Genomic DNA, 20441 nt, shown 5'->3' on the forward strand with positions numbered 1-20441 from the left:
AATGAAACGATAATGAGGAGCGATATGCTTATCTTTCAACAAATAGAAAGTGGGATTTTATGATTAACCTGCATCAAGTGAGTAAAAAATTTTCACAGTTTCAGGCAATTAAGTCTGTTTCTTTAACAATACCTAAAGGTGAAATCCATGGAATAATCGGAGCGAGCGGAGCAGGGAAATCAACGTTGCTCCGGCTAATGAATTTGGTGGAGACCCCAGATGCGGGCGAAGTGGAGGTAAACGGCCAAAGATTGACAATATTGAACAATAAAGCACTTCGAGGGGCACGGAAGTCGATTGGCATGATCTTTCAGCATTTTAATCTTGTGGCGAATAAAACGGTTCATGACAATGTGGCAGCCTCTTTAGAGCTGGCAAATTATCCAAGGAAAGAACGTCGCAACCGTGTTGTAGAGTGTCTTCAATTTGTCGGATTGGAGGGTGAGATGGAGAAATATCCTGCACAATTAAGCGGGGGACAAAAGCAGCGTGTTGCCATTGCAAGAGCATTGGCGAATAACCCGCAAGTGTTATTATGTGATGAACCGACCTCTTCCCTTGATCCAAATACAACAGCTGAACTATTAGACGTGCTGGAGAACATAAACAAACGCTTCGGTGTGACGATTGTCATTGTCAGTCATGAGCTGGATGTCATTAAAAGTATATGCAATCGTGTATCGATCATGGCAGATGGAGAGATTTATGATACGGTCTTAATCGAACCAACCGGGATTCAAAAAAGGGATAATCGTCCAGAATACTTTATCGAGCAATTAGCAGAGAATGGTGGGCGAGGTCATGCCTGAGATTTTAATTCAATATGAGGCAGAAATTTGGCAGTCGATTGGAGAAACCATTACCATGGTTGGTGTGTCCATTTTAGCTGCGATCTTGATTGGATTGCCTGTCGGGACTCTGCTATTCCTTTGCAGGAAGGGGCATTTGCTTGATAATCCGTGGGCTTTCTCGATTTTGAATTTATTTGTCAATATTATTCGTTCTTTCCCATTTTTGTTGTTGGTTGTTTTTTTAATCCCGTTTACAAGACTCATAATCGGTACAGCCATTGGTACAGCAGCCGCTTGCGTTCCATTAGCGATCATTGCCATTGCCCATTATTCGCGATTGGTCGAGCAATCATTATTGGACGTGCCAAAGGGTGTAATCGAGGCAGCCATTTCCATGGGGGCTTCTGTAAAGGATGTCATCTTTAAATTTCTATACGTGGAGGCTCGTTCAGGACTTGTCCTCGGACTAACAACATCGATTATCAGCTTTATTTCCTATTCAACGATCATGGGAGTGGTCGGGGGCGGCGGTATCGGCGACTTTGCCATCAGGTATGGCTATCAGCAATTTAAAACAGAGTTAATGATATATATGATCATCATTATGATCATTCTAGTACAGCTTATCCAATTCATTGGCACGGCTGTAGCCAGAATGATTGATAAAAGATAAATAATGGAGGGAACCATCATGAAAAAAATACTCTTTCTCATGACAGCAATCATGTTGCTTTTAGTCGGATGCGGAAAGGCGAATGAAGAAAAAGAGAAAGAAAATGCGCAGAATCAGGAGAAGGAAGAGGTAACATTGAAAGTGGCCTCACTCATTCCCCCGATGACGGAAATTCTTGAGCTTGTTAAACCAAAGCTGGCAGAGGAGGGCATTAACCTGGAAATGGTGGTATTTGGTGATAATGTGCAGCCTAACACCGCACTGGCGGCAGGAGAAGTGGATGTGAACTTCTTCCAACACGTTCCATATATGGAGGAATTCAATCGAAACAAAAATGCCGACCTTGTACCAGTGAAACCCATTTATTTTGCCAATTATGGGGTGTATTCCAAAGAATACGATTCAATGGATAAATTGCCAGAGGGTGCCGTTATTGCCATTGCAAATGATGTGTCGAATATCGATCGTTCATTGGCATTGCTGGCACAGCATAAAGTCATTACTTTAAAGGAAAAAAAGGGTCCATACTATACAATGTCTGATATTACTGAGAACCCTAAAAACTATAAGTTTAAAGAAGTGGATTTATTAATGCTTGCGAGAACGTATGATGAAGCAGATGCGATCGTGATAACACCTGCTTACGCTGCACCGCTTGGTTTAACACCAAAAAATGACGCCCTTCTCACAGAAGGCGTTGAAAATGACTTTGCGATTACATTAGTGGCACGCAAGGATAACGTCGATTCCGAGCCAGTCCAAAAGTTGGCCAAGGCCATGACAAGCCCGGAAGTACGCAAATTTTTAGAAGAGAAATATAGTGAAACGGCCATCCCGGCATTTTAATTCTGACACAAAGAAAGGGCTATTCCTTCAACGGGAATAGTCCTTATTTGTGTATCAGTTTTAATTCTGTTATCAACAATTTTGTGGCTCCTGGACAGCACATTTTTGTTCGATATTACAAAGATTAAAGAAATAAAAATCTATTAGCCCCCATACCGTAATAACCGATATATCACGAGTAAGCCACTTACTAACCTGGACAACTGAAGAACTCGCATTGAGGTCAATAAAATTGTTTTGAAAAACAAATGTTTAATTACCCTTCCATGGGAAAGTGCCCATTATATATAAATATATTAATCTTCAACCTTTGGTACTTTTAGTGTCAGGGGTTTTTAATTTGCGGGGAAAAAGGTATCACAGAGAGGAGTAACAGGTTCCCAGCTTTTTTACTTATCTAATTTGTGAGTGGACGAAAGAAAGGCAAGTTTTCCATATATGAAAATTATGAATTCAATTTTGGAATATATTAATCTGGATTTTTGGATATTATTACATAAAGGAAAAGCAGGAATAAATATAAGTGAAGATATAAAAAAGGTATAAAAGTAAACGATAATATGGATGATTTGCCTATATTTACTCGAGGAACTTGGAAGGTATTGACACCTTTTAAGAGAACCATATTGAAGTAGAGTTTGAACAATTTTAGAGTAGCACTTGTAATAAATAGGGATTTTAGTAATGAAGATAGAGACTTTGGATAATCTGAATTAAGTTTCAGTCTCACTCATATTTACTTAAGAGTTAGGGGGACACCATATTGAAAAAGTTTTTATTATCATTATTAGGTGGAGTCATAATTGGAGGAATTATTTGTTACGTTTTTATGGATTATGAGACTTCAAACTATATTATTCAAAATTATAATGGACTTGATGAGAAAGAAATTAAAGAATGGGATTTTTCTTATATCACACAAGCAGGCTTCATAATTTTGATAACCACTCTATTGATTTATTTTTCTTGGGTCGTATTAGAAAAGCGTGCGAATAAGAATTAAAAATGTGAAAATTATTAACATTTATAATATATTGACATTAAATGAAATGTGTTATCGTTACTTTAGGCCTACTTTTAATAGGTCTAAAATAACGAAAGATTGGAGCTGTAAAGCATGAAGGTCTTTAAGAAGCTACTATTATCATGTTTAGTAGTAATTTTGCTTTCATCACTAATGATTACGGACGCATATGCGGGAGGGCAGAGAAATAATTATGTTTACAAGATTGGTAATTCTGGTTCATCAGGTTTATTTTCTAAAGTGCAAAAAATCAGGTCAGGTCTCTATTTCACGACATGTGGTAAGGTAACATACGACCTCGAACACATTGTTAGATTCGGTAAATGGGATACCAAGAACTTCAGATGGAATACTTCCTCATTTAAACTTTCCAATCTTAAAGGTAGAATGACTGGTGGTGTTGCATTGACAGGAAACTACGAGAATACAAAATACAATAAGCTAGATCATAAATATTCTGGTGTAGAACTAAAAAGTGGCACATTCAATTATACTTGGAATCGTACAATGCCTTAAGGTCCAAAAAACAAAAATGCTCATTATGATTTAACGACTAAATCTGGTTGGGCAACACCATCAATCAATTGTAATAATGAGGTTAACGTTGTCCTAGACGTAGGAGGTAGCGGTAGATCTCTTGCTTATTTGGATGAGTCAGCAAGTTATGAAACTTATGCAAATGAAGATATCCCAACAGAATTCACAGAAAAGGCGGAGAGTCTATCTGATGCTTTAGGTGGGGATTTTGACGGAGAGGTTGAACCATTAGGTGAAGATGTAGTTGTGAGCCACTTCGATAATGCCAAAGAAGATACCATCATTCTAACCCAACAAAATGATAATCCCATCAGCGTTAATGATGTAGAGGATAAGGACTTTTCTAAAGTTGTGATAGACGACGTTGAATATGAAATAGGCAATTTTAATAATGCTGCAGATGAAGAAATGAATGTCATAAAGTTTGAAAAAGACGGCATGTTTATGGCCTTAGTTACAAACAAAACGAACGAAGAAGCTCTTAAACTTGCTGAAGAACTGTAAAAAAAATACTGAGGGTGGACTTTCCCCTGTCAAGTAGAACAGACATAAAAAGACTATACAGCCATAGTTTATAGTAGTATACGATGTAACTCCAAAAACACATCAATCCAGTGGAAGTCCCTCTGCATGAACAAAACTTGCTTATGGAGCCGAAATTTATTTCTTTCTGTTTCTAACAACATTAAAATTTCCCCTTAAAGTTAGTTTATTTGCTCTCCCTGTTTTAAAGCTAAAGTCTTCCTTACCTATCGTTACGCTTTATTACTAGAAAGTTTTAAATCCTGTACAGTTATAATAGAAATGGAATAGACTATGAGGTACCTGGTCTTCCTGTATTTACTAATTGTTTTAATCAAACCCCGCTTCCTTGGCAATAGCAGTTTTTGTTCTCCTTTTTAATGTGATTTTCTAATCATAAAAAATTCCCTAGTCTTCAGCATCGTCTCAAATACTCCAACTCTTTTATTTGATGAGCCGATGAGCATGTATCGTTTACCTTTCAAAAAAAACAATTGTTTAGTGAAATCCCCTTCAATTCTTGAATAAATGCTGAAACTCTTCTAAAATATATTTAGTCCATAATTTTACAGTGAATAAAAATATTACATATAAATGAAATATAGTTATATTAAAAGAAGTTGAAAGGACTTTCCATAATGTCGATGATTTACGAATCTCAAAGACTAGTTTCTGCCATGCAAACGCGTGTCGGACAATATAATGACCTGAAAGAACAGCTCAATGAATTAAAAAAAGGATTTGAGAGTATCGTTCATTTGGATGATGAGCTGCAGGGTCAAGGCGCAGAGGCCATCAAAGGATTTTACAAAGCACAGATCGATGTCGTGGATTCTTGGCTGCGTCTGATCAATCGGCATGTTGCCTTTTTAAGTGGAATTCAAGGAGATACAATCGAAGCGAACTTGAGTGAAACTGTGGTTACGGTCCCTTTTTTAGAGGAAGAGCTGGAAAGCGCCAGTCGAAATTCCAAGGAAATGGTCACAGCCCAAAAAAATGATCTGAAAAAAATATTGGCTGGAATTGATGATATCATTCAGTTAGAACCATTTTCCGATGATGCGTTCTTTGAGAATATGGAGAAAGCTGAAAGGAAACGGAACCAAACGATAGACAAAGTAAACGAGATCGATCATAAGTGGACGGCTGAATATGCTAAATCCGAAGCGGACCAAGCGGCAGTTACGGCACTCATGGAGCAATTGAAAGTATGCAGCACAAGAGGAGGAGTAGTGTCCCCTCTCTATTTTAATGCAACAGCCTATAAAAATAGTGAAGCCTATAAAAACCTGGAAGTTAGGAAAAAAGAAACCGCGCAATATCTGAAGGTTAAGAAAGAGGAAGCCGAGAATCGCCGGATCAAAGACTTGAAGGCACAACTCGATCATGTAACAGATCCAGATGAGTTCCTCAAAATCGCCAAGCAGATCGGGTATGAAAACTTAGCGCCCACCCAGCAGCAATATGTCATGCAGCTAGAAGCGGCTAAGCAAACGACAGACATCGCAAAAGGAATCGGCGTAGGCCTTTATGATGTAGGTAAAGACTTTGTGACAGGAGTTTGGGACTTCGTCACAGATCCCGGGGAAACAGTTGAAGGGGTAGCAAACTCAATCATGCACCCGATAAAAACCTATAAATATATATCCAAATCCATCTCCGATTCATACGAACGGGATATGGTAAATGGCGATGCCTATTCGCGGTCTCATTGGGTAACCTATGCCCTCGGAACAGTCGTCACATCAGTAGTAGGAACAAAAGGCGCAGGAGCCGTAGCGAAAACTGGAGTAGCGACAACAAAAGCAGCTGCCGTCAAAGGCGTTACGAAAGCAAAAGAACTGGCCACTATCCCTAACCTATTGCCATACAATCCTAAAAACCAACTGTCGTTGGCAGGGGGAGTACCTTATAATGTGGTTAATGGTGCTGGATTAAAAGAACAGTTAATTTCGATGGCGAAAGTGGAGTCTGAGGTTAGTGGTATGGGTACGGGTAAGGGTGAAACTACAGTAAAAAGACAAACTCCGAATCAAAGAAAATCAGAAGTTATCCAAAATAATTTTGTTAAAATCACTTCTCGTACTAATATCTTTAACCCTGAAGATATCCCAAGTGTCAGAGATGGTGGGTTTATTAAATGGTATGATAATATAACCTTAGATGAATTAGAAATAGCGTGGGCTAATCCGGAAGTTAGAAAAGTAATTTCTTCAAGATTGAGATCGCCTGGAAAATTACATGAATGGTTAATGATTGCAAGAGCACCTACTTTCAAAAGGTGGGGTATAAGTGCTGAACAAATCCAAGAATTGAGAACACCAACAAAAGATGTAGAGTTTATTAATCCACCAGGTAGACATCATCGTGCTCCTGGTTCTAAGAGAGCGCATAATGAGATATTAGAGATAATAGACACATCCCTTGACTATGATACATTTGTAAGACGGTTACAGATGTGGTCTCATTATAGATACAAGGGTGGAGTAGAGGGTTTACCAGGTAATCTAAAAAAATGAGGAGTGAAATTATGGAATATAGTGGTGTGGTTTCAGTGTGGTTTGGCGTTTCTAAATCGTTTGAAAATCTTGAAGAATATGTTGATATAGAGTATACGGAAGATGGGGATTCAATAGACTCAAAGTTTGGTACAAACTTTGAATTTGGTTATTATGATGAAGATAACATTGAAATTTGTTTCTATGAAGAGCCAAAAAATAATATAGACGACATTTTAAATGATTTTTCTTATAGCGAAGTAATTATTCCGAATATAAAAGAGTTAGTAAATGGTGATAATTTAGCATACTGGATTAATTCTGTTATTGTACTCTATGATTTTCAATACGATGAAGCAAAAAGTGGAGCTGAAACGGAAAATATAGAAATTAAATTTATTGGTACTGTACCATACAAGTAGAACTAATTAGTAATAGTTTAAATAAGCTATAAATACTTAGGTATTAAATTAAGAACGATATAGGCGTAATGAAATTTTAAACCTAAGAAGTAGAACAAAACCATAAACTTAGGAAATTAAACAAGATTGTTGTTTTAAGGTGAGATTTGTAAGTGAATAACTTTATATAGCTAACCATTAAGCACTTGGTTGCCCTTTAGGCAACTGGTGTTTTTGTTTTTTGTGAGAAATTTTAACTTTTGACGATATAGATGATGCTTTACTGAAATTCATAGCTCATGATGGCTATACCTCATGGAGAAATGATTTTATGCTTGATTCGTGTGAAAAGTATGGTAAACCGGCGAGATGACATTTTACATGGCAAGGGTTGGTGATGTTCTTGAAGATTTGGGGAAAATAGCTAGTACAAGATAGTAGAAATACAGGAGGTAATGTTATGGATGAAAAAAGTCTAAATAAAACTATAAGAAATGCAATTAAGCTTGGGAATATTAATGAAGTAAAGCGTTTAATAGGCGATAATCCAGAATCTTTACATACAATGACCCCATTTGGTACGTGGTTACATGTTGCAGCAAAGAAAGGGAATTTTGGAATAGTAGAATATTTGATCCATAAAGGAAAGCATCAGGCAGGCATTCAGGGTAAAGGATCTCCATCAAATAAATTGTTTCCAAGGAGTAATTGATGGTGGCTAAATTTGATTATATTAAAAATAGTAATCATAAGTTTTTTCCATTAAAAGAAAAAGACATTATAAAAGCAGAGGAAAGACTCGGATTAAACTTTCCCCCTGAACTAAGGGAGTTTTACTTAGAAGTTGGTTATGGTTTTTTTAAAGGCAATAATGAGAATTCAATAAGTAGATTAATGGATCCTGATACTATTGCAGATATTACACTAAGGGAAGGTATCTATGAGTATGACCCTGACTTAGAGGGGATATATGAAGAAGCAGACAAACTTGTTTTTTATGAAGTAAACGAGGGTGTATATTTAACACTTGATTTAAATGATACTCAAAGGACCTCTGTACACTTCTTTGACAATAAAATAGCTGATTCATTAGAGAGTTTTATAAAAAAAGTTGATGAAGAGAATGAATATTTTTTTGATATTTGAGGATGATGTTTACCCTTCAAAACGGCTTTAAAGAAAGGAAGAGTAGATATGCCCCAGTGGAAAGAATTATTGATAGAAGTAGAAAAAATAGAAATTAAATATGATAGTTCACTTAGGAATCCTGTATCAAATTCAGAAATTATTAAAATGAAACAAACCATTCAGAAGAGACTAGGAAACATTATTATTCCTGAGTCGTATATTGATTTTCTAAAGAATGTAAATGGATTAGACTTTAATGGATTAGTAATCTATGGTGTTGATGAAACGCTACTTGATACGAAGTAGATGAAGGGGTTCAGGGGTTTATTGAAACAAACGAGATTTGGTATGAAAATGATTGGCAAAAGCAATACATATTTTTGGGAGATTCTGATACAGCATGGTTTTGTTATGACTTAAATAAGAGAGTATATGTAGAACTCGATAAACCCTCTGGAACTTTAATTCAGTCATTTCATAGTTTCGATTCTATGTTGAGTGATGCACTTAAAGCAAGCCTTCTGTGACTGAAATTCTATACGCTGTTTTTATTATTAGGTTCATATAATGCTAGAGTTGGGTGACAAGAACAAAGAAAAGCACTTGATTGTCTAATATAAGCAACAAGTGCCATCACAGGTGCAACAGGCGGAATGTAATACTTAATGTCTGTTAAATTGATACCACATAAAATAAACGGGCTTGCATAATGCTTGCCCGTTAACTTGCGTCATAACTCATATTAATAAAATGCTTTGCCTTTTCGATATCTTCATCGCTAGCTATTACAACCTCTAAATCCCCTGTACCGTAATGCCCGATATTACTTACATCACGAGTAAAGCCACTTTCTAACGTAATACTTTGCGGATTAACTTTTAAGTAAAGTAGTAATTTGCCCGTTTGGGGGTGTATTTCTACGCACGCAAAGTTTTTAATCCGTTTAAACGCTATGTAATGTTTTAATATCTTTACTTGTACATCATCACCTAAAGCTAACATATACGCTTTTACAGTTTCAAATCTATCTGTTAATTGCGTATTAGCTTGCTCCAAATAATCCGACACCGTTTTTGCTTTTGTATTTCTGTTAGCATAAGTAGTTGGTGAACTTTATCTTAAAGGTCTGATTGAAGATGAATATTGGAAAAATTTCGACTCTTTATATGGAGAGTATCGGTGGTTTCAAAAAACATTGACCTCTAATTTTTTCGTTAGAATATGGTATGAATTAATTCACTTATTATTTCAAGCTACTCAATTTAGCAGTATAGTGTGTTTTCTTTTTGTTTATTTTTCTTTTTGGGATTATTTCTCTGTTGGAAGATTCCCAAGGGAAACAATTTTACTAGCAGTTATTTTATTATTTGTAACTATTTCAATTTATGGATTGTTACTAATAGTGGGAGTAAATATTAATGGATTAAAACGCCAAAGGAATTCTTGGCCAAGAACATTAGGATTACGCTTTGTTCCAAAATCATTAAACTTTTGGGATAATAAAGTTATTAGATCTAGAAAAAATATAGAAATACCCAAAATGTATAATCAACGTAAAAACCTTTGAGTTGTAGACCACCCATCTTACTAAAATGCCATTTCATTTTCAGGAATGGCTTTTAACTCGTGACAAAAGATATTTGTGAATATTGTCTGTATGAAAGCAAAAAAGAAATAATATTCATAAGAAGTCCTGCTTAGATATTGTGAAATGTATCGTACTATGAGAATAGGATAGTAATGTGATGGATTTATTGATGTGGAATAAGAAGTAACTATGATAAAGTTCTAATCAAAATACACATATTAAGAGCACATACAATGAGGAGTTGCAAAAAGTGGACAGTAAACTGCGAGAGTACTTTCTGAAAATATCGAGTGAATATCTAACAGCAAAAAGCGGGGGTTTTGGTGGAAATGCTTTTGCTAGCTTTATAAGGCACGATGTACCAAAGGAGATGAGTAAGTTATCGTTTCTTGATCGTGAAAAATATTCAGTTGCTGGTTCTGCTGGTAAAGGGAATTGGGCAACGGTTCCTTGGATTTCAATTTTAAATCGTGCGGTAACGAATTCTACACAAAGAGGGTATTACCTGGTGTACCTATTTAGTGAAGATATGAAGCGTCTTTATTTGTCTTTCAGTCAGGGAGTTACGGAAACTTCTAAAGAAGATATGTTGAGGATAAAAAAGGATATTCGTGGACATATCACAATGGATTCTTCAGTGAAAAAAGATGATAACATGTTTATAGGAGATAGTAATAAAGCAAAACAATATGCAGAATCGACTGCTGCGTATATTGGATATAATCTTGATGACCTACCTTCGGAAACGGAGCTTGTTGAAGATCTTAAAATGATGGTCGGTTATTACGAAGAGTATATAGCATTTAAAAGTAATCCTCTTATAGATCCTTTATATAGTCCAGCTCCAGGTAATGAGATTACATATGAAAAAGAAAAATGGTTAGCGAGTAACAAAGACCTAATCAACCACATCCATTCTTACATTACAGCAAAAGGTTTTCTCTACACCAAAGAAGAAGTCACAAATTTGTTCCTTTCTCTGAAAACAAAGCCATTTGTAATCCTTTCTGGTATTTCTGGTACAGGGAAGACGAAGATTGTTCAGTGGTTTGCGGAGAGTGTGGGGGCTACTGAGGAGAATGGACAGTTTACATTGATACCGATTCGTCCGGATTGGAATGATGGGTCGGATTTGCTGGGGTATGTGGATATTAAAGGAGACTTTAAGCCAGGTCCGTTTACGACCGTGATTGAAAAAGCGGAACAGAATCCGGATGATCCTTATTTTGTCTTGTTGGATGAGATGAATTTAGCACGGGTGGAGCATTATTTTAGCGATGTGTTGAGCGTGATGGAGAGTCGTAAATGGGAGGATGGGAAGATGGTTACGTCTGCTCTTATTTTTGAGGAAGTGGCTAAGCGGGATATTAGGCTGCCTGTGAACCTTTATGTTATTGGGACAGTCAATATGGATGAAACGACACATCCTTTTAGTAAAAAGGTGCTCGACCGGGCAAATACGATAGAGTTCAACCGGGTGGAATTATCGAATCTTGCATTTCTGGAAGAGCAGGTGGAAGTGGAACCGAAATTGGTTCAGGATCATATGTTCAGGTCCAAATATTTGCACTTGAAGGATCTTTATTTGGGGAATCAGGAGCTTGTTAAAAAGGTTACCGCTGAATTGGAAGATATCAATAAATCGTTGCAGCTAACCAATGCCCATATCGGTTATCGGGTTCGGGATGAGATATGTTTTTATCTTGCATATAATGAAGATAGTGAATTGTTGAGTTTTGAGAATGCATTTGATCATTGTATTTTACAAAAGATCCTGCCGCGCATTTCAGGTAGTGATAAACGTGTAGAAAGGTTATTAGAGGGGTTATACCGTTTGTTTACTACAAAAGAATATATTGATAATGAGGAAAGTAATGAAATCAGTATACGTACAGCGAGATATCCGAAAAGTGCCGGTAAAATAGTAGAGATGCTTAGGAGGTTACGAGATGATGGCTTCACATCCTTCTGGATCTCCTGATGATGTCGACTTGGTCAAAATAGAGGCAGCGGCATTTTCATTGGTGATTAAGGGAAAGCCGTATCATCACCGGTATGAGGGGTTAAAGCAATATCGTAAGATGGATTATCATGATGTCATGCAATTTTCTGTTTCAGGAGATGGCGTTCAAAGTGTTGAAGTCTATGATATCGAATCAGGAAAGTTAACTGATTCCCAGCAGGTGCGGCCGATTTTCTTTGAAAATGGGACATATCAAGTGCTTATCATTTCAAAACAAAATCAGGAACTGGACTTTTATCATGAACATCCTATATTACGGCAGGCAATATCTCGTATGGAATTGAGTGGAATGTCGCTTTTAACAGGGAATCTTCAATTTCAAAATGAGGTAGGGTATACAACTTTTGAAGTTCGTTCAGGTGCACAAACTTTATTGGAAGTCACACTTGAAATCTTTCCGGTTAAATTGGACTATCAGAAAGATTATCGACAGCTGCTTGAGGAAGTGAATGATGAGATTTACAACCTGGCTTTTCATTTTATCCGGAAAACGTATTTAGGGGCAAGCATCAAGCTTGAAGGCAAGCCAAGCAGGGCTGAATTCTATCGTTTGATGACGAAGCATTTTAAGCAGTTTATCCAGGCAGTAAACCGAATCGAGAGGCAACCCCATCATATATTAGAAACAACTTATGTAAAAGCGCGCGGCGATCAACTAAGCAAGACTGATTCTTATACACGGAAGTATTTGCAAAAACATAGTCAGTCTTTTATGGAAGTGGAGCATGGATTTAGAATTCATGGGAAAACGATGATGCCGCGAGAAGGGGTTAAGACCAAAAAAGAGCTGCGTTACGATACGATGGAAAATCGGTATGTGAAATGGATGATGGACAGGCTGATTCATAAGTTTGATGATTTGTTGGGCGCTTTAATGAAAAAGAATAAGCGCTGGAAGGAAGAACCTGATGCGGAGCTTCTGTTTCGGCTGAATCAAATGAAACAGCAGCTTGAGTCAAGGAAGAACAAAGTCTTTTGGCGATCGATTGGCAGACTTGATCGTTCGGTAATGAGTTTAGTCCTGCAAATGGCACCAGGTTATCGAGATGCCTTTCAAATCTATTTAACGGTCTCAAAAGGACTAATGCTGCAAGGAAAGCTTTATCAAATGTCTGTTAAGGATGTCGCCACTTTATATGAATACTGGACTTTTTTAAAGCTAGGACAAATTTTGAGCAGTAAGTATACCCTGTTGAGTCAGGATATTGTCAGCGTGAACCGAGAGGGGCTGTTCGTGAATTTAGAGGCAAACCGAACTGCGAAAAGAATCTTTGAGCACACAGTAACAAAGGAAAAGATTGAACTTATCTATCAAAAATATGAAGGAACTTTACCTACCATTCCGCAAAAGCCTGACTCCATGTTGACAATTGAGAAAAAAGGCAGGAATCACCGCTATAATTATGTGTTTGATGCCAAATACAGAATTGACTACGCTCAACCAGAAGGCTATTATCATTCCCGTTATAAAATGCCGGGTCCGGTAGAAGATGATATTAATACGATGCACCGTTATAGGGATTCACTCGTTTCGGAGAGTAATGGTCCTTATGAGCGGACAGCCTTTGGAGCGTATGTGTTATTTCCTTGGTCAGATGAGAAAAGTTATGAAGAACATCATTTTTATAAGAGTATTGATAAAGTCAATATTGGCGGTTTGCCATTTTTGCCAAACGCTACCGATATGGTCGAGCAATTCCTAGAGTGCCTCATTGAAAAAAGTCCTGAGGAAATTCAGCGTGAAGGGATTTTACCTAGGGGAACGAAAGAAGAATGGGAATCGACTTTAGAAGAAAAAGTACTTGTCGGAACGGTTTCCAATGAAGCTGTTTATCGAGACTTTATTCAGCAGGGCTACTATCAGATTCCAATTAATAGCCTAAAAATGGGCTGGCAAGAAGCAAAATATGTCGCACTTTATACGACTTCAGAACTTGGGGAGAATGGTGTTAGGGAGTATGGAGAAATCAAGCGAATCACCACTGAAGAGAATTATGTGCGTTTCTTTGTGGAAGTTTGGAAGAATACAAAGCAAGTAATCCGGCCTGTAAAATATGGCATAGCAACGTATATGATGACAACTCTTTCTTTACTAAACGAAGCCAAAGAGCTGCCAGAGCTGTACATGAAAAACAAACAGGAAACCACTCTTTGGAGGATGCTGAGAAGGGTTTCAGATCAGATTGAGATTAACCTGGATAACAAGGTTTTAGATGAAGCCTTAGGAGTTGGAACTTTCTCGTTTAAAGGAATCGAAATCCATTTGGACAAAGAGAAACAAACCTTATCCATTAGGAATGATAGTCAGGAACGAATATTGGGTGCAGATTTATTAATCCATCACCCTTCTAAAGTATTTAGAGAAGTGCTTGGTTTGCTTTGAACCACTATACTTTTGTATGGTGGTTTTTTTATGTTTTTGAACTAGGGTTTCTATTTATGAGAAAGAGACATCCCCCCAAGGAATGTCTCTTTTTTTCCCTATAAACTAATAGCACTCATCATCCCTTCATGCGTAGCTTCTTCTATCGTACGCGGGCCAAGGCAGTCTCCTATCTGCTTCACAATCGGCGCATGGCCTTTCATTTCCTCGAATAGTTCTGTGTTGGGTATGCGGCCAAGGGAGAGGACGATGGAGTCCCAGTTTGTTAGTTCTTCTTTTTGTTGGGTGAATAGGTTCCGGATGATGACGTGATTTTCTTTGATTGCCCCGATGTCGTAGTGGGGAAGGAGTTTGACGTTTAAGTTGTATAGTTTTTTTAGGTATTCATTCCTGAGATATTGGTGGACGGTTTCACCGATGTGCAGTCGTGATGATATGAGTGTGACTCCATGTCCTTTTTCGGCTAGGTAGATGGCTGCTTCCATGCCGGGCCAGTCGCCGCCAAAGTCGAAGACGAGTACGTTGTCCCCCACTTTTTTTGTTGAGCTGTATAGGTCATCACTCATGATGATCCGTGGGTCATCGATTCCTTCGATGGCTGGTGTAAAGGGACGTGAGCCGGTTGCACAGATGATGGCGTCCGGGTTCGCTTCGGCTATTTCTTGGGCGGTGGCAGTTTTACCTAATTGCACATTTATATTGCTTCTCATTAGCTTACGGGAGTAGTTATCGAGCATCGATTCCGCCAGTTCATGCCGCATCGGTGCTTTGCGCATGGTGCGGAGCAGGCCGCCGATTGATTTGCTTTGATCGATCAGTGTAACGGAATGTCCTAGGTAGTCAGCGGTTATGGCTGCTTGTAATCCGCCAGGTCCGGCCCCGATGACCAGGACATTCTGTTTGTTTCGAGTTTTCTTTAATTCTGGTAATATCCATGCTTCTTTACCGGTTGTCGGGTTTTGGACACAGCCGATCGGCAGTCCTTTATGATAGTGACCGATACAGGCTTGTAAACAGCCGATGCATGCATCGATTGCTTGCAGGTCGCCATTTTTTGCTTTGTTGGGCATGTCAGGGTCGACGATTAAGGCCCTGGTCATTCCGACGACATCGGCTTTTCCGGTTGATACGATCTGTTCCGCTTCAACGGGATCGACGATTCGATTGCCGACAAAGACCGGTACGGCTCCTGCCATCCTGATTTTGAATCCATGTGGTGATAGGTATGCGTGCTTTATCGGTGATGGCGGCACGATATGTGTTGATCCCTCGAAGGTACTTGAATCGCCGGCTGTGACGTTGATGAAATCCAATCGGACTTTTTCCGCGAGATATTCGACGATTTGCACGGCATCCTTCATCGTGGTCCCGTCCATCGTCAGTTCATCCGAACTCATGCGAATGCCGACGGTAAAGTCTTCTCCGACTTTTTCCCATACTTTCTCCATTATTTCCACGATGAATCGCATCCGATTTTCAAAAGACCCGCCATAGAGATCGGTGCGTTTATTTGTATGCACCGACCAAAACTGGGCAGGAAGATATCCGTGTGAACAGCAAATTTCGACTCCATCAAGTCCGCCTTCCTTTGCCAGCTGTGCTGAATGGGCGAACCCTTCAATCACTCCTTCAATATCTTCTACACTCATTGGTTTTGGCATGACGCCGAAGCGCAGGCTTGGAACGGCGGATGGCGCCCATGCTGCATTCCGGTAGTCGCTCGATACAACTTCCCTTCCGCCATGAAATAGTTGGGAGAAAACCCTCGTTCCATACTTATGGACCGTATCGGAAATCTCTTTGTAGGCATCGACGATTCTTTGGTCGTATCCTGCGATCGTTTTGGATGTAAGCATGCCGGATGGATGTACGGATGCCGCTTCAAGGATGATCAATCCGACGCCACCTTTAGCACGGGCTTCATGATAGGCGACCATATCCGAAGTGGGGATTCCGTCCGTGACATGATTTGTTTGATGTGCTGTACTTAAGATCCGGTTTTTTAATTCAGTAGAACCGATCGTTAACTGGGTAAACAGATTCTTGAATTGAGCCATGATCAGACCACTCCCTAATTTTAGATAGAATGAGAGTATAGAGGGCAATTGCCTCTACCTATCTCTATACAGGTTCAATATGCAATAATCATGCCGATGGGGAATTTGGGTTCATCATCGTTTTTTTATTTTTATAAGGAGGGTATGGCCCATGAATCGAGTATTTTATATATAGATAACTGAACCATTTTTGAAAAGTGGTGATTCATAATAGGTTCGGCATTAAATTGGTTGATAGATGGACATTCGTTGCTAATGAGAGGGGCGCTTATTTCTTTGCCGCACCAAAAAGTGTAACAAAATCGGTTCGAAATCAAAATATGGGGTGATTGTGTGGACACGGAATTAAATAAAGAATCATTAATTGTATTTTCCGATATTTCTATTTTGGATGTGAAATCCTTACTGAAAATCAATTCCTCTCCCTTTATTGTCATGAAAAATCACTTGGAAATCCTCGGCATATTAGAGGAAGGCTTCTTTTTGAAGAGATTGGATGGCGAGGGTCAAAATCAGGAAATCACGGCTTATCTTAATACATCGTTTGTCGTTGTGGAGAATTTAGATAGGCTAAGTGAAGAGGATATGAGCAGCTATGATTTTGTGATTCAACATAGCGATAACCAATATAGATGCTATCCGATCACTGAAGTCAGGGAAATTCAGCTTAAACAGAAGATTAAGAGCTTAATAAGCCTAAATGAATCACTGCATGAAGAGCTGGAGGTGACAAGAAAGAAGGTCAAAGAGCTGACACAAATCCTGGATTCCAGCTATGATGAAATTTTCGTGACGGATGCCAATGGGAACACATTATTCGTGAGTGAAGCGTGCAAGAAGCTTACAGGGCTGCCGCCGGAAGCCTTTATTAATAAGAACATTAATGAGTTAGTGGAAAAGGGGCTGATCGTCAATTCGGTTACATTAAAAACGATGAAGACGAAAGCGATCCATTCAGCGGAACAAACCTATCCGCATGGGTTGACTGTATTCTGCACGGCAAAACCGATTTTTGATGAGGAGGGGAACCTATATAGAATCGTTTCGAATTCCAGGGATATTACGGAATTGGTTGAGATGAAGAGTCAATTGAACAGAGTGAACCTTCGGAATCAGCGGGCCCAGCATGAGAATTCGAGAACCGTTTCATTCAATAACTTTATTACAAATTCCGATAAGATGATCAAGGTTTTGGAATTAGCTGAAAAAGTCGCACCGATGGATTCATCAATCTTCATCCATGGAGAAACCGGAGTCGGAAAAGGCGTATTAGCAAGGGTCATTCATGATCTCAGCAGCAGAAAGGATAAGAAATTCATTCAAGTGAATTGCGGCGCAATTCCTTCGGCATTAATTGAGTCTGAGCTGTTTGGCTACGAAAGCGGGGCATTCACGGGAGCTAATAAGCACGGGAAAAAGGGGCTTGTTGAGAGTGCGGATGGCGGTACGTTGTTTCTTGATGAAATCGGGGAAATGCCGCTCGACATTCAAGTGAAAATCCTGCATCTGGTCCAGGAAAGAACATTCATGAAGGTGGGAGGAACGAAGGAGAAAAAGGTGAATATTCGCATAATCTCAGCTACGAATAAAGACTTGAAGCAAATGATCAAAAATAATCAGTTTCGCGAAGATCTCTATTATCGGTTGCATGTCGTTCCGATGGAAATACCGCAGCTGCGTGAGCGAAAAGAAGATATTCTATTATTAACCGATTATTTTCTGAAGAAATTCAATGAAAAGTACGGTCAATCCATCACGATCGATGATCATTCGAAGTTAATTCTGCAGCTGCAGGATTACCCGGGCAATGTTCGCGAATTGGAAAATGTAATAGAACAGATTGTTGTGACGGCTAGAAAACCTATCGTAACGATAGAGGATTTGCCTTCCGATTTAACCTACAAAGATACGGCGCTAGTCAATTTAACAGGAATCATTCCCTTGAAAAAAGCGTTGGAGGAAACGGAAAAGCAATTATTGTCACAAGCCCTTTCCACCTATAAATCTACCAGAAAAATGGCCAAAGCCCTGGAAGTCAGCCAAACCACGATCATGCGCAAACTAGGCAAATACCAATTTAGCTATCATGACGATAAATAAAATTAACCTCCTTTAAAATCTGAATATTCAAAAACTTGGTATGGATATTGCATATTTCATTATTGATTATTTCTATTTTGATAAGGGGGGCAAGAAATGGGCGAATTGATTTTCTCTCTAAGCTATGGGGGGTCCTTAATTGTCATGGGGTGGATCACGAAGGTGTTCTTAGTGAAAATGAAAAAGAATCAAGAAGAAATAAAAGCAAAAGATCCGATTGAAAAGGTGGGGATGTAAGTGGCCTTTCTGCTTGGTATTATCATATCTTTTTGTGTGTATGTCTCGATCGGCATCTTCTTATTCAGGAAAGTGAAAAGCTCAGAGGAGTATTATGTTTCCGGACGGAGCGGAAACACATTGATGATTACCGGTACGCTTGTTGCCTCTTTCCTAAGTACCGTATCCTTCATGGGAGAAGCGGGATTTTCCTATGAAGGGTATCCGATCCTGCTGCTGATCCTCGTTATTTTTAATGCAAGCGGCTATATTTTCGGGGTGTTCCTGTTTGGCAGGTATTTAAGAAGAAGCGAATCCTTGACCGTTCCTGAATTTTTTGGTAATCGCTTTCATTCTAAGAAGGTAAGACTGGCGGCTGCGATCACGACGATTCTCGGAATCGCAGCCTACTTAGTTGCCGTTACTCAAGGGGCAGCTGTTTTATTGGCCGAGGTTTCCGGTGTTTCCTATCCAATGGCCCTGGTGATCATGTGGGTCGTGTATTCATCCTTTACCATTCTCTCAGGTGCGAAGGGCGTCATGGTGAATGATACGGTGATGTTCTTTTTATTCTCGATCGCAACATATATTAGCTTTCCTTATATCATCAAATCCGCAGGCGGTTTCCCTGATGCAGTTACGAAAGCGGCAAACCTGGCTGAACGTCCTGATTTATTAAGCTGGCATGGCATTACCGGACCTGCCGCAACGATGGGCACACCTTGGGAAGCATTGGCCTGGGCCGTCATCATGGGCTTGGTCTGGGGCATTGTTATTGCAGTCAGTCCATGGCAAAGCAGCCGATATTTAATGGCAAAAAATGAACACGTAGCCATCAGGGCCGGCGTCTGGGCAACGATATCCATTTTGACCGTCTATTTGTTTCTTCATATCAGCATATCGACAATCACCACCATTAAAGCCGATATCGCCCCGACGGAAAAGGTATTCATTTGGGCAGCGATGAATATTGTCCCGACATGGCTTGGAGTCATCATCGTCAGCGGTATCATGGCTGCGGCATTATCTTCCTGTTCGAGCTTCCTTCAGATTATAGGAAGCAGCATAACACGGGATATCATGGAACAATCACGTAAAAAGGAATACACAGATCAACATCTATTACGGGCCAGCCGCATTTCAATGGTTGTGATCAGCTTGATCATTCTCTTGATTGGATTGTTCCAGCCGCCTGCCGTCATGTGGATCGGCTACTTTGCGGCAACATTATTTGCGGCATCATGGGGACCGATTGCCATATCAAGCGTATTTTCAAAGAAGGTAACGAAAGAAGGGGCATTTTGGAGCATCGTATTCGGCTTCTTTGGCGTGATTCTCGGAGAAAGCCTCGGCATGTTCGGGATAAGCCTTCCCGTTTACCTCAATCCTGTCATCATTGGTTTAATCTTAAGCATAGGTGCAATGATCATTGGCTCCAAGTATGGAACGATCACCAACGAAGAAAGGGAGTTTCAAGCAAATATCCTTCAAACTCCAATTGAAATAGACGAGCAAAAAGAAATGAACATCACCCGAAGATACCCAGCCTATTTAATGATCAGCGGTGTCATGATCATCATGGTCACACTAGTGTTTTATTATTGGCCGATCAATATGAATTGATAGAAATGGCAGGGGAGATCCCTGTCATTTT

The 20441-nt window shown here is 39.2% G+C and carries 16 protein-coding genes and 2 pseudogenes; 16 read left to right on the forward strand and 2 right to left on the reverse strand.

From position 1 onward, the window contains the following. Positions 1-59 precede the first annotated feature (59 nt). The 11 genes and pseudogenes from ACQKNS_RS10430 (at position 60) to ACQKNS_RS10480 (ending at position 8947) form a co-directional block, all read left to right on the forward strand. The gene (locus ACQKNS_RS10430) at positions 60-809 is read left to right on the forward strand and encodes a methionine ABC transporter ATP-binding protein (protein ID WP_427642658.1); all 750 of its coding nucleotides are present in this window, start codon (positions 60-62) and stop codon (positions 807-809) included. Beyond that, a complete protein-coding gene (locus ACQKNS_RS10435) occupies positions 802-1464 on the forward strand; it encodes a methionine ABC transporter permease (RefSeq protein ID WP_427642660.1) in 663 nt (220 codons plus the stop codon). Before ACQKNS_RS10430 ends, ACQKNS_RS10435 begins: the two co-directional genes overlap by 8 nt. Positions 1465-1482: 18 nt before the next feature. Continuing rightward, the gene (locus tag ACQKNS_RS10440; protein WP_427642662.1) at positions 1483-2310 is read left to right on the forward strand and encodes a MetQ/NlpA family ABC transporter substrate-binding protein; all 828 of its coding nucleotides are present in this window, start codon (positions 1483-1485) and stop codon (positions 2308-2310) included. 763 nt (positions 2311-3073) lie between these two features. After that, positions 3074-3313, forward strand: coding sequence for a hypothetical protein (locus ACQKNS_RS10445; protein ID WP_427642664.1), 240 nt, complete (start codon positions 3074-3076; stop codon positions 3311-3313). Positions 3314-3427: 114 nt separating this feature from the next. Continuing rightward, the gene (locus ACQKNS_RS10450; protein WP_427642666.1) at positions 3428-3850 is read left to right on the forward strand and encodes a hypothetical protein; all 423 of its coding nucleotides are present in this window, start codon (positions 3428-3430) and stop codon (positions 3848-3850) included. Between the two features lie 129 nt (positions 3851-3979). Next, entirely contained in the window at positions 3980-4375 is a 396-nt protein-coding gene (locus tag ACQKNS_RS10455; protein ID WP_427642668.1) for a DUF4367 domain-containing protein, read from the forward strand. A gap of 656 nt (positions 4376-5031) precedes the next feature. Then, complete coding sequence (locus ACQKNS_RS10460; RefSeq protein WP_427642669.1) at positions 5032-6912, forward strand: ribonuclease YeeF family protein; 1881 nt, start codon at positions 5032-5034, stop codon at positions 6910-6912. Positions 6913-6923: 11 nt separating this feature from the next. Then, a complete protein-coding gene (locus ACQKNS_RS10465; RefSeq protein WP_427642671.1) occupies positions 6924-7313 on the forward strand; it encodes an immunity 22 family protein in 390 nt (129 codons plus the stop codon). A gap of 439 nt (positions 7314-7752) precedes the next feature. Then, positions 7753-7938: pseudogene (locus ACQKNS_RS10470) on the forward strand (ankyrin repeat domain-containing protein); the annotation flags it as partial. A 68-nt stretch (positions 7939-8006) separates the two neighbouring features. Continuing rightward, a complete protein-coding gene (locus ACQKNS_RS10475) occupies positions 8007-8438 on the forward strand; it encodes an SMI1/KNR4 family protein (protein ID WP_427642673.1) in 432 nt (143 codons plus the stop codon). Positions 8439-8486: 48 nt separating this feature from the next. After that, positions 8487-8947: pseudogene (locus ACQKNS_RS10480) on the forward strand (YrhA family protein). Between the two features lie 193 nt (positions 8948-9140). On the opposite strand, the gene ACQKNS_RS10485 reads toward ACQKNS_RS10480, so the two are convergent. Then, positions 9141-9476 (reverse strand): DUF5655 domain-containing protein, encoded by a 336-nt coding sequence (locus ACQKNS_RS10485; protein ID WP_427642675.1) that lies wholly within the window; start codon positions 9474-9476, stop codon positions 9141-9143. A 782-nt stretch (positions 9477-10258) separates the two neighbouring features. On the opposite strand from ACQKNS_RS10485, the gene ACQKNS_RS10490 reads away from it, so the two are divergent. Together ACQKNS_RS10490 and ACQKNS_RS10495 are read left to right on the forward strand one after the other, a co-directional pair. Beyond that, positions 10259-11989 carry an MrcB family domain-containing protein gene (locus ACQKNS_RS10490; protein ID WP_427642677.1) on the forward strand — a complete coding sequence of 577 codons (1731 nt, stop codon included), beginning with the start codon at positions 10259-10261 and terminating at the stop codon, positions 11987-11989. Further along, complete coding sequence (locus ACQKNS_RS10495) at positions 11961-14414, forward strand: DUF2357 domain-containing protein (protein ID WP_427644159.1); 2454 nt, start codon at positions 11961-11963, stop codon at positions 14412-14414. Before ACQKNS_RS10490 ends, ACQKNS_RS10495 begins: the two co-directional genes overlap by 29 nt. Before the next feature lie 98 nt (positions 14415-14512). Here the strand turns inward: ACQKNS_RS10495 and ACQKNS_RS10500 are convergent, their stop codons facing one another. Beyond that, positions 14513-16471 carry an FAD-dependent oxidoreductase gene (locus ACQKNS_RS10500; RefSeq protein WP_427642679.1) on the reverse strand — a complete coding sequence of 653 codons (1959 nt, stop codon included), beginning with the start codon at positions 16469-16471 and terminating at the stop codon, positions 14513-14515. 333 nt (positions 16472-16804) lie between these two features. On the opposite strand from ACQKNS_RS10500, the gene ACQKNS_RS10505 reads away from it, so the two are divergent. The 3 genes from ACQKNS_RS10505 to ACQKNS_RS10515 all read left to right on the forward strand — a co-directional run bounded on the left by ACQKNS_RS10505 (position 16805) and on the right by ACQKNS_RS10515 (position 20410). Continuing rightward, the gene (locus ACQKNS_RS10505; RefSeq protein WP_427642681.1) at positions 16805-18571 is read left to right on the forward strand and encodes a sigma-54 interaction domain-containing protein; all 1767 of its coding nucleotides are present in this window, start codon (positions 16805-16807) and stop codon (positions 18569-18571) included. Positions 18572-18667: 96 nt separating this feature from the next. Continuing rightward, entirely contained in the window at positions 18668-18808 is a 141-nt protein-coding gene (locus ACQKNS_RS10510; RefSeq protein ID WP_214793556.1) for a hypothetical protein, read from the forward strand. After that, complete coding sequence (locus tag ACQKNS_RS10515) at positions 18809-20410, forward strand: sodium:solute symporter family protein (protein ID WP_427642682.1); 1602 nt, start codon at positions 18809-18811, stop codon at positions 20408-20410. It abuts the gene before it with no gap. Positions 20411-20441: the final 31 nt, after the last annotated feature.

Origin of the sequence: Peribacillus sp. NPDC094092, assembly GCF_050279365.1 — a bacterium.
Lineage (GTDB): Bacteria > Bacillota > Bacilli > Bacillales > DSM-1321 > Peribacillus.

Bases quoted from the DNA above. Each gene is read 5' to 3' on its own strand.
- ACQKNS_RS10435 (WP_427642660.1), top strand. From the start codon at position 802: ATGCCTGAGATTTTAATTCAATATGAGGCAGAAATTTGGCAGTCGATT.
- ACQKNS_RS10500 (WP_427642679.1), bottom strand. From the start codon at position 16,471: ATGGCTCAATTCAAGAATCTGTTTACCCAGTTAACGATCGGTTCTACT.
- ACQKNS_RS10450 (WP_427642666.1), top strand. From the start codon at position 3,428: ATGAAGGTCTTTAAGAAGCTACTATTATCATGTTTAGTAGTAATTTTG.
- ACQKNS_RS10510 (WP_214793556.1), top strand. From the start codon at position 18,668: ATGGGCGAATTGATTTTCTCTCTAAGCTATGGGGGGTCCTTAATTGTC.
- ACQKNS_RS10430 (WP_427642658.1), top strand. From the start codon at position 60: ATGATTAACCTGCATCAAGTGAGTAAAAAATTTTCACAGTTTCAGGCA.
- ACQKNS_RS10465 (WP_427642671.1), top strand. From the start codon at position 6,924: ATGGAATATAGTGGTGTGGTTTCAGTGTGGTTTGGCGTTTCTAAATCG.
- ACQKNS_RS10460 (WP_427642669.1), top strand. From the start codon at position 5,032: ATGTCGATGATTTACGAATCTCAAAGACTAGTTTCTGCCATGCAAACG.
- ACQKNS_RS10495 (WP_427644159.1), top strand. From the start codon at position 11,961: ATGGCTTCACATCCTTCTGGATCTCCTGATGATGTCGACTTGGTCAAA.
- ACQKNS_RS10440 (WP_427642662.1), top strand. From the start codon at position 1,483: ATGAAAAAAATACTCTTTCTCATGACAGCAATCATGTTGCTTTTAGTC.